Source organism: Halorarius litoreus (genome assembly GCF_024362405.1).
Taxonomy (GTDB): domain Archaea; phylum Halobacteriota; class Halobacteria; order Halobacteriales; family Haloarculaceae; genus Halorarius; species Halorarius litoreus.
This window is the reverse complement of record NZ_CP101454.1, coordinates 3,278,556-3,292,561: the sequence shown is the minus strand read 5'-3', so window position 1 is coordinate 3,292,561 and position 14,006 is coordinate 3,278,556. Positions and strand designations below refer to the sequence as shown.

Annotated in this window: 13 protein-coding genes and 1 pseudogene; 9 read left to right on the top strand and 5 right to left on the bottom strand. The window is 62.9% G+C overall.

Annotated elements, in window-relative coordinates:
• Positions 1 to 287: 287 nt before the first annotated feature.
• The 5 genes from NL126_RS17435 (at position 288) to NL126_RS17415 (ending at position 3,793) form a co-directional block, all read left to right on the top strand.
• On the top strand, positions 288 to 1,223 hold the full coding sequence (locus NL126_RS17435) for a diacylglycerol/lipid kinase family protein (RefSeq protein ID WP_255196156.1): 936 nt from the start codon (positions 288 to 290) through the stop codon (positions 1,221 to 1,223).
• 130 nt (positions 1,224 to 1,353) lie between these two features.
• Complete coding sequence (locus tag NL126_RS17430) at positions 1,354 to 1,572, top strand: hypothetical protein (protein ID WP_255196155.1); 219 nt, start codon at positions 1,354 to 1,356, stop codon at positions 1,570 to 1,572.
• Between the two features lie 270 nt (positions 1,573 to 1,842).
• The gene (locus tag NL126_RS17425; RefSeq protein WP_255196154.1) at positions 1,843 to 2,193 is read left to right on the top strand and encodes a hypothetical protein; all 351 of its coding nucleotides are present in this window, start codon (positions 1,843 to 1,845) and stop codon (positions 2,191 to 2,193) included.
• Between the two features lie 30 nt (positions 2,194 to 2,223).
• Positions 2,224 to 2,460 (top strand): hypothetical protein, encoded by a 237-nt coding sequence (locus NL126_RS17420; protein WP_255196153.1) that lies wholly within the window; start codon positions 2,224 to 2,226, stop codon positions 2,458 to 2,460.
• A gap of 313 nt (positions 2,461 to 2,773) precedes the next feature.
• On the top strand, positions 2,774 to 3,793 hold the full coding sequence (locus tag NL126_RS17415; RefSeq protein WP_255196152.1) for a DUF7972 family membrane protein: 1,020 nt from the start codon (positions 2,774 to 2,776) through the stop codon (positions 3,791 to 3,793).
• A 554-nt stretch (positions 3,794 to 4,347) separates the two neighbouring features.
• On the opposite strand, the gene NL126_RS17410 is transcribed toward NL126_RS17415, so the two are convergent.
• Positions 4,348 to 4,845, bottom strand: a complete 498-nt coding sequence (locus NL126_RS17410) for an amphi-Trp domain-containing protein (RefSeq protein WP_255196151.1) — start codon at positions 4,843 to 4,845, stop codon at positions 4,348 to 4,350.
• Between the two features lie 171 nt (positions 4,846 to 5,016).
• Between NL126_RS17410 and NL126_RS17405 the strand changes: the two genes are divergently transcribed.
• The 3 genes from NL126_RS17405 (at position 5,017) to NL126_RS17395 (ending at position 8,347) form a co-directional block, all read left to right on the top strand.
• Positions 5,017 to 5,235 carry a DUF1328 domain-containing protein gene (locus tag NL126_RS17405; RefSeq protein ID WP_255196150.1) on the top strand — a complete coding sequence of 73 codons (219 nt, stop codon included), beginning with the start codon at positions 5,017 to 5,019 and terminating at the stop codon, positions 5,233 to 5,235.
• A gap of 173 nt (positions 5,236 to 5,408) precedes the next feature.
• Positions 5,409 to 6,770, top strand: coding sequence for an NAD-dependent succinate-semialdehyde dehydrogenase (locus NL126_RS17400; RefSeq protein WP_255196149.1), 1,362 nt, complete (start codon positions 5,409 to 5,411; stop codon positions 6,768 to 6,770).
• The gene (locus NL126_RS17395; RefSeq protein WP_350355462.1) at positions 6,767 to 8,347 is read left to right on the top strand and encodes an acetolactate synthase large subunit; all 1,581 of its coding nucleotides are present in this window, start codon (positions 6,767 to 6,769) and stop codon (positions 8,345 to 8,347) included. The genes NL126_RS17400 and NL126_RS17395 overlap by 4 nt, the downstream gene beginning before the upstream one ends.
• Positions 8,348 to 8,621: 274 nt before the next feature.
• Here the strand turns inward: NL126_RS17395 and NL126_RS17390 are convergent, their stop codons facing one another.
• The 3 genes and pseudogenes from NL126_RS17390 to NL126_RS17380 form a co-directional block, all read right to left on the bottom strand.
• Positions 8,622 to 9,047: a hypothetical protein gene (locus NL126_RS17390; RefSeq protein ID WP_255198862.1), complete on the bottom strand. Its 426-nt coding sequence runs from the start codon at positions 9,045 to 9,047 to the stop codon at positions 8,622 to 8,624.
• 297 nt (positions 9,048 to 9,344) lie between these two features.
• Positions 9,345 to 10,006 (bottom strand): annotated as a pseudogene (locus tag NL126_RS17385) (aconitase family protein); the annotation flags it as partial.
• Positions 9,898 to 10,452, bottom strand: a complete 555-nt coding sequence (locus tag NL126_RS17380; protein ID WP_255198861.1) for an aconitase family protein — start codon at positions 10,450 to 10,452, stop codon at positions 9,898 to 9,900. The pseudogene NL126_RS17385 and the gene NL126_RS17380, both read right to left, overlap by 109 nt.
• Before the next feature lie 260 nt (positions 10,453 to 10,712).
• On the opposite strand from NL126_RS17380, the gene NL126_RS17375 reads away from it, so the two are divergent.
• Positions 10,713 to 11,966, top strand: a complete 1,254-nt coding sequence (locus NL126_RS17375; protein WP_255196147.1) for an inorganic phosphate transporter — start codon at positions 10,713 to 10,715, stop codon at positions 11,964 to 11,966.
• A 171-nt stretch (positions 11,967 to 12,137) separates the two neighbouring features.
• Here NL126_RS17375 and NL126_RS17370 read toward each other — a convergent pair whose 3' ends face one another.
• Entirely contained in the window at positions 12,138 to 13,793 is a 1,656-nt protein-coding gene (locus NL126_RS17370) for a potassium channel family protein (RefSeq protein ID WP_255196146.1), read from the bottom strand.
• Between the last annotated feature and the right edge of the window lie 213 nt (positions 13,794 to 14,006).

The window sequence follows — 14,006 nt, the reverse complement described above, 5'->3', positions numbered from 1 at the left end:
GGCGTCCACACGCAGCGACTACAGCAGAGAACAGTGCATATTCTGACAACACGGGCGACTAAACACCGCCCGTTAGCATCGATTCACTTGGCTGGCACGTGGTGTCCCTGCGGGCTGTCGGGCGTGCGGTGCTGGTCGGGTCGTCGCGCCCGCTCCTGCCACGGGACGGTTACACTGAAAGCATCACGCCCTTACCGACGTGCTCCGACGGTACGGTCACTCTCTCCTGAACAGGAGGCCGGGTGTTCCGCGCGGGTCCTGCGTGGGGGAGGGGAGCGAGAACTCCGATGACCGACGACGAACACACAGCGTTCGACGACTCCGCCCCGCCCTGCTCGACTGCGTGTGACTCCTGGGTCGTCCTCAATCCCACGAGCGGGACCGGCGATCACGTCGGCGACGTTCGGCGAGCGGCCGACGAGCGCGGCTACACGGTCCGGGAGACGACCCACGAGGGCCACGCAGTCACGATCGCCGAGGAGGCCGCCGCTGCCGGCGTCGACCGGGTGGCCGTCTCAGGTGGCGACGGGACCGTCACCGAGGTCGTCGACGGCCTCACAGCGGCGGCGGCACTCGACGACGTGTCCCTCGGCGTCCTCCCGACCGGGACGGAGAACCTGTTTGCGACGGCGCTCGGCGTGACCGAAGTCACACACGGGTTCGACCTCCTCGACGACGGACGAAGACGCCGCATCGACGTGGGCTTTGCTGACGACCGGCCGTTCGTCGTCTCGTGTATCTCGGGAATACCCGCAGCGATCAGTACGGCGGCGTCGAGCGATCTGAAGGAGCGGTTCGGCTCGATGGCGTTCGTCGTCGCCGGGTTACGGGAACTCACCGATCTCTCGGACGGCATCGGCGCAGAGACGATCACGTTGACGCCGTTCCGGTCTCCCCGGTCGCGAGCCACACCGTGCCGACGTCATCGAGCACTGTACCTACGTCTCCCGCTCGTTGTTCAGTCAGTACGAGTACCTGTACCAGTTGCACGGCACAGAGATCCGTCGACCGGACGAAGTGACCGACCCGCGGGAGTCGACTGTCGTGGCCTCTTTGCGTACTGGCCTTCACCGGCATGGGTGAGGTGTGGTCCATCAGACGCCGTGCAGGGGGCCGCCGCGAGAAGAGATCCGAGTCGCTTGGACTGCAGGTGTCCGTCGCCGCTTAGCTGGGCCGACCGCGGACCGCCCGGAACAGTTTCCGGAGGAGACGGACGGTGGTGACAACGCTCGACACATAGTATCCGAGTTTGAGCAGACGTTTGATCATGGCTCGTCGGAGAGAGGTGCCGAGGCACCCTAACGGGACGGCTTGCACCTACAAGCCGGACGACCGGTCGACGCGGTGGAACCGATGCCGGGTCCGGACGACGACCGACTGCGGGAGACCGTTCGGCTCACCAATCAACGGGGGACCGGACTGTCTTCGGTGGCGGTGGCGGTCCGATGTGGCGGTGCCGAGCGGTCGGTGGCGTTCACCCACGTCCCTGCGGGCGGTCACCGGACCGGGACCGTCGTCTGTCCTGCCAGCACGGACCCCGCCTCGGGGGTGGTGACGTGGACCGAGGCGTGAGCGGGCTCGTCGCCCTGTATGCCGGCCCGCCGTCGACTCAGCTGGTGGGTGTTCGTCCTCCTGCTCGGGGCGGGGGACTCGTCGGACTGGTCGTCGCCCGGATCTCCGGCGTGAATGCGCTTCCGATGGCCCAGCGCGAACAGTTGGTGTCGCTACTGTCGAACCGGCATGATCCTTGACGCCGGCGGGTCGTTCTGGTCGAACGTCGGGACCGCCGTCTGCGCGCTTTAGGGCGTCACCGTCGAGCTCCTACTGCTCGGGCCCGCCACGATGCTGGCGTACGTCCTGCTGGGCAACGACACCGGCGTCTCCGAGACGTTGGTCGAGTTGCTCGAGGGACGCGACTCGACGGCGTATGCGTACGCCGTCGCGGTCGACGCGGACCTGGAGTCGGTGTTCTTCGGCAACCTGCTGTTTACAGCCGCCATGTCCGTGCTGGCGACCGCGATATTCGCGGGGACGAACGTCGTAGCCCCGTCGAGCCTCCGGGTACCGATGGTGCTCGTCGCTGGTTTCTTGACCGGGCTGGCGAGCCTTATTCCGGTGGTCGTCGACAAGATCGTCTACGTCCTCATCGCCGCCTCCCTCGGCTTCCAGGCCATCCGTGCCGATGGCGGCTAGGGGAGTCTCGTCTTCGTCGGGGTCGTGTTCGTGGTCTACGTCCTCCTCTTGCCGATACTGTTCGTGCTCGTCCCCGAGGCCGCCCGGATCGTCCTGCCGGAACTGCTTGGCGGAGACCCGCTCCGTCCCGAGGCGACCGTCGTCGAGGACGTCGGGACAGACCCGAGTGAGGTGCACCCCGACCGGGATGGTCCTCCGACGGGCGACTCTACCCTGACCGAGACGCGGAGCCCCAGACGAACTGATGCCGGGACGGGGCGGTTGTAACTGCAAGCCCCGGGCTTAGGTTCCGGGGACGCGTTCGGCCGCCCATGACACTCCTCGATACGCCGGTTGCGTTCCTCGCGAACCTGTTGGTCGGTGTGACGGGTCGGTCCGCCGGGTCACGCGCGATGACGAACAGCAATCGCTCCCAGTTGGTCTCAAGGGGCGCGATGGCCCGGGCGAGCGATGCGTTCTTTCTCGGACGGAGCCCGTACTGCCCGACGGACGGTTCGGTACCAGCGTCGACGGCGGCACCGCCGAGCGGAACGACGGAACAGGTTGGTGAGGCGCGTCGGACCGAAGGAGTGGAGCGAACGTGAGCGTCACCGATATCCTCAAGGGTGCCCGTGACTGGTTCCCCGTTCCGCAAAACGGCGGTCAGCTCAACGTGATCCGATGGATCCTGCTCGAGGGTAACCGGTACGCCGTCACCAGCGCGCTGGTGTCGCTCGTGTTCGCGACGCTCATGCTGGTCGGGACGCTCTGGACCTTCGAGATGCAGCGGCTGCTCACGGAGACGCCGGCGGTCCAGACGGTGCTCGCGACGCTCCTGAGCGGGATCATCCTGCTCGTCTCGATCGTGGTGTCCATCAACTCGATCGTCCTGTCTCACGACATCACGTCCGTCGAAACCCAGGAGAACCGCATTCAGGGGGTCATGGAGTTCCGGCGGGACGTCGGCCAACTGACCGAGACCGGGGAGAGTCCGTCGAACCCGGCGTCGTTCCTCAACTTGATGGCGTCAGTCATCCGCGATCGCGCTACCGCGCTCGAGGAAGTTGCCGAAGGGAACAACGAGGAACTCGCTCAGGAGGTCCAGCGGTACGTCGCCGGGATAAGCGAGACGGTAGAGCGACTCGGCGGGCACAGCGAGGACATCTCCGGCGCGGAGTTCGGCATTCTCTGGCTCGGGCTGGAGGTGGACTACGGCACGTACATGGACCGCTCGCGGACGCTGCGTGGCTCCTACGAGAGCACAGTCTCCGAAACGTTCGACGACCGGATTGACGACCTCCTCAAGGCGTTCCAACTGTTCGCCACCGGCAAGGAGTACTTCAAAACGTTGTACTACAGCCAGGAGGTGTCCCAGTTGTCCCGGGTCCTGCTCGTCGTCGCCCTGCCGGCGATTCTGGTGAACGCGTCGGCGATTCTCGCGATCAACGCGGAGATCCTCCCGACAACCTCGGTGTTCGGCCTCCCGTCGCTCCTGATCTTCGTCGCCACGGTCTTCACCGTCTCGCTGGCGCCGTTTCTCGTCCTGACAGCGTACTTGCTCCGGTTGGCTACCGTCGCACAGCGGACCGCAGCGGCCGGGCCCTTCAGCCTGAACGCGTGAGGTCCCCCACCCTTTCTCGTGCTACGGCGGGTTCATCGGTGACTCCCGCTCCGGACACAGCGATCACTTCGTCGACTACTGTCGGCGTTCGAGTTCGATGGCGTCGGTGGCCGGGAGTGGGACGCTTTCCCGTCGACCCGATACTGTTCACCCCCGCGATAGGTTCGGCAGACCCTCCACGACGGAGCCGCTCGACGGCGCGAGCATCCGACGGGAGGACCCGCTTTCGGCGGCCGTTATGTTTCGTGTAGACGAGCCCCTTCTCGACGGAGATGCTGGACGTTCCCGCAGCGCTGATTGCCCTCCTGTTAGCACCGCTGGCCACTGAACTCCCCGAGAAGTTCAATTCCGTCATCTGGGTTAGTGAGGAGAAGGATACCCTCGCGATCGGCACTCATACAGGTCCGGTGGTGAGACGGTGTCAGAACCCTCCGTGGTGGTTTAGTCCTGCGTCCCGCCATCCTCGCTGACCACCGTTCGACCAAGTGGCCAGGCGTCAGCGACCCCGTCGGCGGACCTCGTATTCAGTCGATCAAGTAGGATCTTACCTATCGCTAACATGTCTCTTCACTTATTTCTGCGTCTGCCGAATTCGCTATTACACTCCGGAGGCCCTTCAGGGCATTGTGTTTGCGGGTGTACCCCTCGCCACTGCTCGCAATGATGTTCCCGTTTCGATGACGGAGTCGCCAGCGCCATTCCTCATCTCGAGCCCGGTAGACTTCGAATCGAGCCAGTGATTGTGCTCCATCAGTGGCTCCCAATAGCGCGACCTCCTCGTCCTCACTCTCGGGAGTAACGTCGAGGGACGAAACAGGAGACGCTTCACTGGATACGGTCCACTCCAGCTCCAGTTCCAGACTCATCTCGTCGTCTTCGGTTTCGAGTTCGATCTCCAGCGTGAGTTCGTCTGGCGTATCGACAGTCACGGCATCCGGGCTATCGCCTAACCGAACTGCTCCTGTGCGAATTCCCTCCGCCACACCGCTTAGTATGGATGCAATCTCCTCCCGACCGGCTGACAGTTCCGCTTCGTAGTCGTCTCGAGACACAGTACAGTCCAATACGGCTGGCGACAGAATAGTAGCCCCGAATTTCCGAACGAGAATGTATTTGATTAACCGAGTGAATCACTACCACCCTATGGAGTCACCCGATTACTCAAAAACAAGATGAGGGTGAATACGTTGCGGGTTGAAATGGTCAGAAGACGTAGGTGCGCTATGATCGCCTCATACGGAGTGCTGGATAGTGCCGCCTCATTGCAAGCGGTGCCGTTGCAGTTCGGGGGTAATTTCCTCGAGCTTGCAGTCCTCTTCTTGATACTCGCGGTCGTCGCAGCGGTGCTCGGTGCCCGGGGTGTCGCTGGACTCAGTATGGATATCGCAAAGTGGCTCGTCATCATCTTCGTCATCCTCGCGATCGTCACGTTCATTCTGTAGCCTCACCCCAACTGCTCCCGGTGGTACACGCAACCCTCGACCCGGCGACTTGGAAACGGCGAAACAGATGGCGGTCGCGTTCACGACCGAGTCCGTCGCCAGCGTGCGATCTCCGCCGCGCCGCCGACGGGACCCCTGTGAGTTAACCTCTTGCACATCTAATTCACACGGACATGGACGTAGTCGACCCGTCGACTGGCGAGCGAGTCGAATCGTACGCGGACCACACCCTGTCGGAGGTCGAAGAAGCGCTCGACCGGGCGAATGCAGCGTTCGAAGACTGGCGCCTCCGGCCGGTTCGGGAACGCGAAGAACTGCTTGCGGCTGCCGGTGAGGTTCTGCGAGAGAACAAGCGCAAGTACGCCGAAACGATGACTCGCGAAATGGGCAAACCGATTTCGCAAGCTATCGCAGAGGTCGAAAAGTGCGCGTGGGGCTGTGATTACTACGCGGAACACGCGAGCGCGTATCTGGAACCCGAGGGACACCCCAGTCCACCGGGAGCGGCGGTCGAGACCGTCTACGAACCACTGGGACCGGTCCTCGCAGTAATGCCGTGGAACTTCCCGTTCTGGCAGGTGTTCAGGTTCGCCGCCCCCTCGCTGACGGCGGGCAACGTCGGGTTGCTGAAACACGCCTCCAACGTCCCCGGCTGTTCGATGGCAATCGAGGAGGTGTTTCGCGAGGCTGGCTACCCCGAGGGGGTCTTCCAGTCACTGTTGATCCCGTCGGATCTCGTTGAGAGGATCCTCGCGGACGACCGCGTTCGGGCCGCGACACTGACCGGAAGTGGACCGGCTGGGAGGGCTGTCGCGTCGACAGCGGGCGAGTACCTCAAGAAGACAGTGCTGGAACTCGGCGGAAGCGACCCGTTCATCGTCCTCGACGACGCCGATATCTCGGCTGCTGCGGAGATCGGTGCCCGGGCGCGCAACCAGAACGGTGGGCAGTCGTGTATCGCAGCCAAGCGATTCATCGTTCACACAGACGTGTACCAGGCGTTCCTCGACAAGTTCACCGAAGCGGTCTCGTCACTCACGGTTGGCGATCCGATGGACGAGGAGACCGACGTCGGCCCCCAGGCCCGTCAAGATCTCCTGGAAGACCTCCACGGACAGGTCGAGGCGAGCGTCGAGGCGGGCGCACGGGTCGTCACGGGTGGTGAACCCCTCGATCGGCAGGGTGCGTACTATCCCCCGACAATCCTCACAGACATCCCGGAGGGATGTCCTGTCGACGCCGAGGAGACGTTCGGGCCCGTCGCCGCCGTCTATGAGGTCCCAGACGAGGACGCGGCGATCGTGAAAGCGAACGACACCGAGTTCGGTCTGGGTGCGAGCATCTGGACCGAAGACCGCGAGCGCGGCGAGCGCCTCGCTCGACAGATCGACACCGGGAACGTGTACGTGAATCAGCTGGTGAAGTCCGACCCACGCGTCCCGTTCGGCGGGGTCAAGGAGTCCGGCTACGGCCGCGAACTCTCGAATGCGGGCATCATGGAGTTCGTCAATCGAAAGACCGTCTGGGTGGAATGATGAAGGCGTCCGATCTCCTCGTCAGATGCCTCGAAACAGAGGGTGTCGAGTACGTGTTCGGGCTTCCGGGAGAGGAACTCGAGGCCCTGCTGTTCTCACTCCGGGATTCGGACATCCAGTTCATCCCGGTGCGACACGAACAGGGTGCGGCGTTCATGGCCGACGTTCACGGTCGGTTGACGGGCGAAGCCGGTGTCTGCCTCTCCACGCTGGGACCGGGTGCCACGAATCTTCTCACGGGCGTCGCGGACGCCCATCTCGACAAGTCCCCGCTCGTCGCGATTACGGGACAAGGAGGGCTCGAACGCCTCCACCAGGAGAGCCACCAGGCCCTCGACATCGTCCACATGTTCGAGCCGGTCGTGAAGTGGAACACCCAGATCACGGAGGCCGAGATCATCCCGGAGTCGGTACGCAAGGCGTTCAAGCTCGCCGAGTACGAGAAACCCGGTGCGACCCACCTCGAGTTCCCCGAGGACGTGGCAGCGCAAGAGCTCGATGCAGAGCCGCTCCCAACTCGGCCACGTGTGCGACGGGCTGCCCCCGACGAGCGGTCGCTCGACCGCGCCGTCGAACTCCTCGAGGACGCAGACACCCCGCTGGTACTAGCCGGTAACGGTGCCGTCCGAACGTCGACCGCGAACCGGTTGCGCGAACTGGTCGACCACGCAGGGATGCCCGTCGTCGCGACGTACATGGGAAAGGGGGCGGTCTCGGATCGTCTCGAGAATTCGCTGATGACGCTCGGTTCTGGACCGCAGTCCGAGGCGTCGACGGCGATCTCCCGGGCCGACTGTGTACTCGCAGTCGGCTACGACATCGCTGAGCACGACCCTCGCTCGTGGAACACCGACCTCGATAAGGCCATCATCCACGTCGATCACGAACCTGCAGAAGTATACCGACACTACAATCCGGACGTGGAAATCGTCGCGGACATCTCGACGGTCCTCCGAGAGCTACGGATGCATCTCGATTCCGCGTCTGGACCGGAGTGGTGTCAGGACCTGCGCGAGCGGATCGTCGCGGACGTGCAACGAAAACCCGAATCTGACGACCCGGTTTCGGTGAAACGGACGCTCCCGTTCCTCCGGGAGGCGATGGCTGACGAAGACGTTCTGCTCTCCGACGTCGGGAGTCACAAGATGGCGATCGCACAGAGTTTCCCCACCTACGAACCCAACACGTGTATCATCTCGAACGGATTGGCGAGTATGGGAATCGCCGTCCCTGGCGGAATCGCTGCCGATCTCGCGACCGATGCGAACGTCGTCGTCGCGACCGGCGACGGTGGGTTTCTTATGAATGCGGCCGAAATCGAGACGGCCACCCGCCTCGACCTCGGGTATACGATCGTCGTGTTCAACGACGACGACTACGGCCTCATCTCGGAGAACCAGGTGGCACACACCGGTGAACACTTCGGAACCGAACTGACGAACCCCGACTTCGAGCGATTCGCCGAGAGCTTCGGAATCGATAGCTACCGGCCAGAGACGTGGTCCGAGGTGGAGACAGTCCTCGAAAGTGTTGTTCCTGCGAACGAGATGTCCCTGGTCGAAATCACGCTTGGGTAGCACGGAGGACCATTCTTCTGTATCTCGTAACAGCGGCTATGACAAGAGCGGTAGGTCATCGACCATCAGACTAGAATGCCCGAGACGAACTGCGCGCAGAATACACCTCCTCGGCTTCGGAGCGAGTGACGACGCCGAGTCCATCGAGAAGCATCGGTATCGTCAGGCCCTGAACGAAGACTACAATTGAAACGACACTCAGACTGGTCGCCATTGCTCTGATTTAGTTCTTGTAGTCCTCGATTAGCCCGCCTTGCAGCACGATCTCTACCTGTCACGGGTTCAACCTGTGCTCAACCGAGAACGTCGTGTCCTGCGTGGCGTTGCGTACAGTGACTTCGTGGCCTTTCTGTAGCTCCTCGCGAACGGTGGGGAGTTCGAGGATGTCACCCTGATCGATCCCCTCGTAGTCGCTCCGGTCGGCGAACTCGAGCGGCACGATGTCGAAGTTCACGAGGTTTTGCCAGTGAATGCGCGCATAGCTGACCGCCAGTGCGGCCCGCATCCCCAGATAGTACGGTGCGAGCGCCGCGTGCTCGCGAGAACTCCCTTGTCCGTAGTTCGACCCACCGACCACCAGCCACGGCGAGCCCTGCTCGGTGGCTCGTTTGTAGAATCCCTGTTCGATCTGGTCGAACACCCACTCGCTGATCTTCGGAATGTTCGACCGGTACGGGAGTACCTCCGAGCCGGCGGGCATGATTTCGTCGGTCGAGATGTCGTCGCCGACCTTCATCAACACTGGGCCCGAAATCGCGTCCGGCACGCGCTTGAACGCTGGTAAGGACTTCACGTTAGGTCCTTTCTCCAGCTCACCACCGGGGGTCTCGGGGGGCGCACTGAGCGCCGTCTCGTCCACGATGATCTCCTCGGGCTCAATCCAGTTTGGATACGCAATGCCGTGCGTCTCCTCGAGAGTGCGTGGGTCCGTGATCTCACCAGTGAGTGCACTGGCGGCCGCAGTTTCGGGGCTACAGAGAAAGACGCTGTCCTCGCGGGTGCCGGTGCGCCCGGGGAAGTTTCGCGGGACCGTTCGCAAACTGTTCCGACCAGAGGCAGGTGCCTGCCCCATCCCGATACAGCCGTTGCATCCGGCCTGGTGGACGCGGGCACCACTCGCGTACAACATGCCGAGATACCCCATCTCAGTCAGGTTCTGGAGCATTTGCCGAGAGGTGGGGTTCACGTCGAAGCTGATCTCTGGTGGGATTCGCTGTCCATCGACGATCATCGCCGGAACAGCGAAGTCCCGGAGCCCCGGGTTCGCGCTGGAGCCGATGTAGGCCTGGTAGATCTCCTCGCCCTGCACGTCCGCCACCGGAACGACGTTGCCCGGACTAGACGGCTTGGCGATCATGGGCTCGATCTCGTCGAGTCGAATCGTCTCTGTCACGTGGTACTCGGCGTCGGCGGCGGCGTGGAGCGGTTTGAACTCATCCGCGCGGTGTTGCTGGCCGAGGAACCGCTCGACGGCGTCGTCGGCCGGGAACACGGTACTCGTGGCACCCAGTTCGGTACCCATGTTGGCGATGACGTGCGATCCATCGCGGTCAGCGAGTCCATCCCAGGGCCGTGGTATTCGATGACGCGCCCGACGCCGCCGTCGACGTCGTGGCGTCGCAACATCTCGAGGATGACGTCCTTCGCGCTGCACCACTCTGGGAGTTCGCCCCGCAGCTCGACGCCCCACACCTCCGGCATGTCCACGTGGTAGGGCTCTCGCCTGCCATCGCCATCGCGACGTCGAGACCGCCGGCTCCGATAGCCAACATGCCCATCGCACCCGCGGCTGGTGTGTGCGAGTCCGAGCCGAGCAACGTCTTCCCCGGGACGCCAAACCGTTCCTGGTGGACGGGGTGCGAGACGCCGTTGCCCGCAGGCCAGAACCAGATCCCCCACTTGTTGCAAGCACTTCGTAAGAACAGGTGGTCATCGGGGTTCTTGTTGTCCTCCTGGATGAGGTTGTGATCCACGTACTGGGCGGAGAGCTCGGTTTCGAGGTGATCGACGTCCATGGCTTCGAGTTCGAGCATGACCATCGTCCCGGTGGCGTCCTGGGTCAACGTCTGATCGATGCCCAGTGCGATTTCTTCGCCCGGCTCCATCCGACCCTCGACGAGGTGGTCTTCGATGAGTTTCTCCGTGACAGTTCCTGGCATAACGTAGAGATACGGCGAACACCCACTTTGTTCTTCGCTCGCCTGTCGACCATGGCTCGCACAAACAAGAAGATACGAGAGGAGACTCCGACATCCGTTCTTTGGAAGCCGCGTGTCGGGGAGAACTGACCGACATCCATTGCCCGTCCAAGAGGGACACGGCATTACGTCTTCGGACCGAACCAGCATGATGGGGCGCACTTGAGATGGTATCTACACTCGTTGTCGTGGGGTTGCTCGTGGCTGCCTTCGTCGGATTCAATATCGGTGGGTCGTCGACCGGTGTCGCGTTCGGACCGGCCGTCGGGAGTCGGCTCGTCAGAAAGGCCACTGCCGCAGCCCTGTTCACGCTCTTCGCGTTCCTGGGTGCGTGGACGGTCGGTCGGAACGTCATCGCCACCATGAGCGACGGCATCGTTCCGGCGGTGCAGTTCTCGCCAATAGCGACTGTCGGTGTTCTGTTCTTCACCGGTCTGGCACTCTTGCTCTCGAATCTCTACGGGGTTCCCGCCTCGACGTCGATGACTGCCGTGGGTGCAATCGTCGGGCTCGGTCTGGCAACGGACTCGCTCAACGAGGCGTTGATGTTCACAATCGTCTCCGCGTGGATCGTTGCGCCACTCCTCGGATTCGCGGCTGGTGCCATCGTCGGCCGATATCTGTACCCTCAGTTAGAGGCCCACATGTCGTTCACCCGCTTCGAGCGGCACCTCGTCCAGCTCGATCGCTCGGGCAACGTTTCTCGCTTGCGACTCAATACGAACGCAGCCTCCCGGGACCTCGTCGGCTCGTTTCTGGTCATTGCAATCGCGTGTTACATGGGGTTCAGTGCAGGGGCGTCGAACGCCGCGAATGCGGTCGCACCGCTCGTCGGGAACGGGTCGATTACCATCGAGCAAGGCATCGTGCTCGCCGTCGCCGCCATCGGCCTTGGTGGGTTCACGATCGCCCGGCGGACGCTCGCGACGGTCAGTGATGGGATCACCGACCTCCCGATTCTGGCCGCACTCGTCGTCTCGAGCATCGGGGCGACCATCATCACCGTCCTCTCGTATCTCGGTATCCCGGCGAGTCTCGCGGTGAGCACGACCTGCTGTATCATCGGACTCGGCTGGGGACGAGCGAGTCGCGCCGCCACGCTCGCGGAGATCGCCACCCGACGTACCGAGCGTGAGTTGGCTGCGGGCCTCACCACGGGTGCGCTCGCGGCGTCTACGGGGTCGGATGACGAACCGACGAGCCCGACCATCGGCGAGCTGGCGAGCAGTACGGCTGGCGAGCGGACGGGGCGACGGGACAGAGACACGGCGGTTCCCCCGATCGGGGAGGAACACATCGACGAGCTCAGCGCAGAGAGCTTGTTCGACCCGGCCGCCACACGCCGAATCGTCATCCTCTGGATCCTCGCACCCTCGCTCTCAGTCGTCAGCTCCTATCTCCTCTTCTCCCTGATACTGTAGGTGTATCCTGAGTTCAGTGACTTCTCCCACCCCTAAAGGAGTGGGCTTTCTCCTTGACTTTCTGTAACCAGTCACCACCAGTATCCGTCACCCTCGAGCAGCAAACACAAAGCTAAGAAACATCCGACATATCGAGAGCAGAGCAGAGCGGCAGTCGATTTGGTTCGATTCTCAAGTGTCCACGGTTCGTTCGAACCGCTGTATTCCCTCGTCGCTGCCGGCGACGAACACCTCGTCCCCCGGCTCTATCGTGGTGTCTTCGTCCGTGTAGACAGTTCCGTCCCGGACCAACCCGACCACCGTCCACCCGCGTTCAGTGCCGTGACGAACGGTCGCTAGCGACTCGCCCACGAACGGTCCTGCATCCGCCCGAACGAGTCGGATCTGACTCACGGGATCCATCACCCGTTCACCGTGTACCTCCGCCGCGACCAGGCGTGCACACACCCGTTGCACGGAGAGGACGTAGTCGGCACCGGCTCTGAATGCCGCCGTCGTCTTCTCGGTGTCAGTAACACGTACGAGAATCTCCACGTCGGGAGCGAGTGAGCGAGCCATCGCCACCGTCAGTAGTGCCGTCGCATCGTCGCCGACAGTAACCACGAGCGCCGAGGCGTCGGCGATGTTGGCTGCGCGAAGTGTCTCCGGTTCGGTGACGTCACCCACGATATCAGGAGTACCGTCTGCAGACTCGTCGATGGTTGTGGTTGGTACGTCCGATGGGAGCGCCTCGATAGCGGCGATGCCGCCCTCGCCAAGACCGGCGACGACGATTCGCGAGTGCCTCGAGGCCCGCACCGTCCGAACGTTCGCCATCTCGCTCGTCACGTCGTCAATCACACGTTCCGGGCCGGCAACGACGAGCACGGTGTTGGGTGTGAGTCGGTCGTCGGGCGACGGTGGCAGCCGTAACTCCCCGTCGAACCACCCGGCGACCAGCGTCAGGTTCGGGTGGCTCGCCAGCGGCGAGTCCCCCACTCGGATGCCGTGGAGTGGACTCTCTCGTCGAACGAGTACCTCGCGGATGGCGACCGCCTCTCCATCGGTCGGGGCGTCGACCGAGACCGGCGTCGTCGCTTTCTCGGCGAGCCGTTGACCGATGAGTGCGTGTGGAGCAATACTTCGGTCGACGCCGATTTCGGCGAGTGCGGCCTTCCGGCGAGTCGAGGGCGTGAAGCTGATGACTCGCAGGTCTTCGTTGGCCTCGAGTGCCGTCAGGACGATGCTCGCGGTCCTGTCCTCGGCGTCGGTGATGAGCAATGATGCCTTTTCGATGCTGGCGCGGTCGAGATCGGCCCGTTCCTCGGGATCGCCGTTGATGGCTTGATAGCCCTCGTCCGAGAGACGCTTGGCTTCCTCGATGTCGAATTCGACTAGCACGTAGTCCACGTCGAGCGCTTCGAGTTCGTCGAGGAGTACCTCCGTGTCGCGCTGGTACTCCGCGACGACGACGTGGTCGGTTTTGATCGAGAGACGGTCGTCGAGATTGAGCGGCGTTCGTTCGAACAGCGGGATGACGAGGACGCGTAACGTGACGAACCCGATAACGACACCGCTGACCTGCATCGTCGCGACGAACACGTTCATTGTCGGTGTCGACCACGGCGCATCGGCACCGTACCCCGTCGTGGTCATCGTCTCGATGACCGTATTGAACGCCTGAAAGATCGACCGGGGTTGGTCTTCGAGCGTCCGCATTCCCCAGTAGTAGGTCACGGTAAAAACGAGCACGAGCGAGACGAGACCGACGGCGTAGATGAGTAAGAGTCGCTGCCGGCGCGTACGGTCACGGAGAGCGGACTTGAGTAGCGTCGGGAGCGTGTGCATTTGGAATACCCGCCTCCACTAGTCTCTTCGGCGATCCCTTAAAAATCCGTTTGGGAGATCCTACCGATCATCAGGAACGTCCGAACCGACGTCAACCACCGCTCCGATATCGGTTTTCATCTGCGTCTGGTCTGTACGTATCGGATCGGAGAGCATCGGATTCACTATCGTGGACAAGACTGTCGATACTGATGAGAGACGCCATTGAGGTGG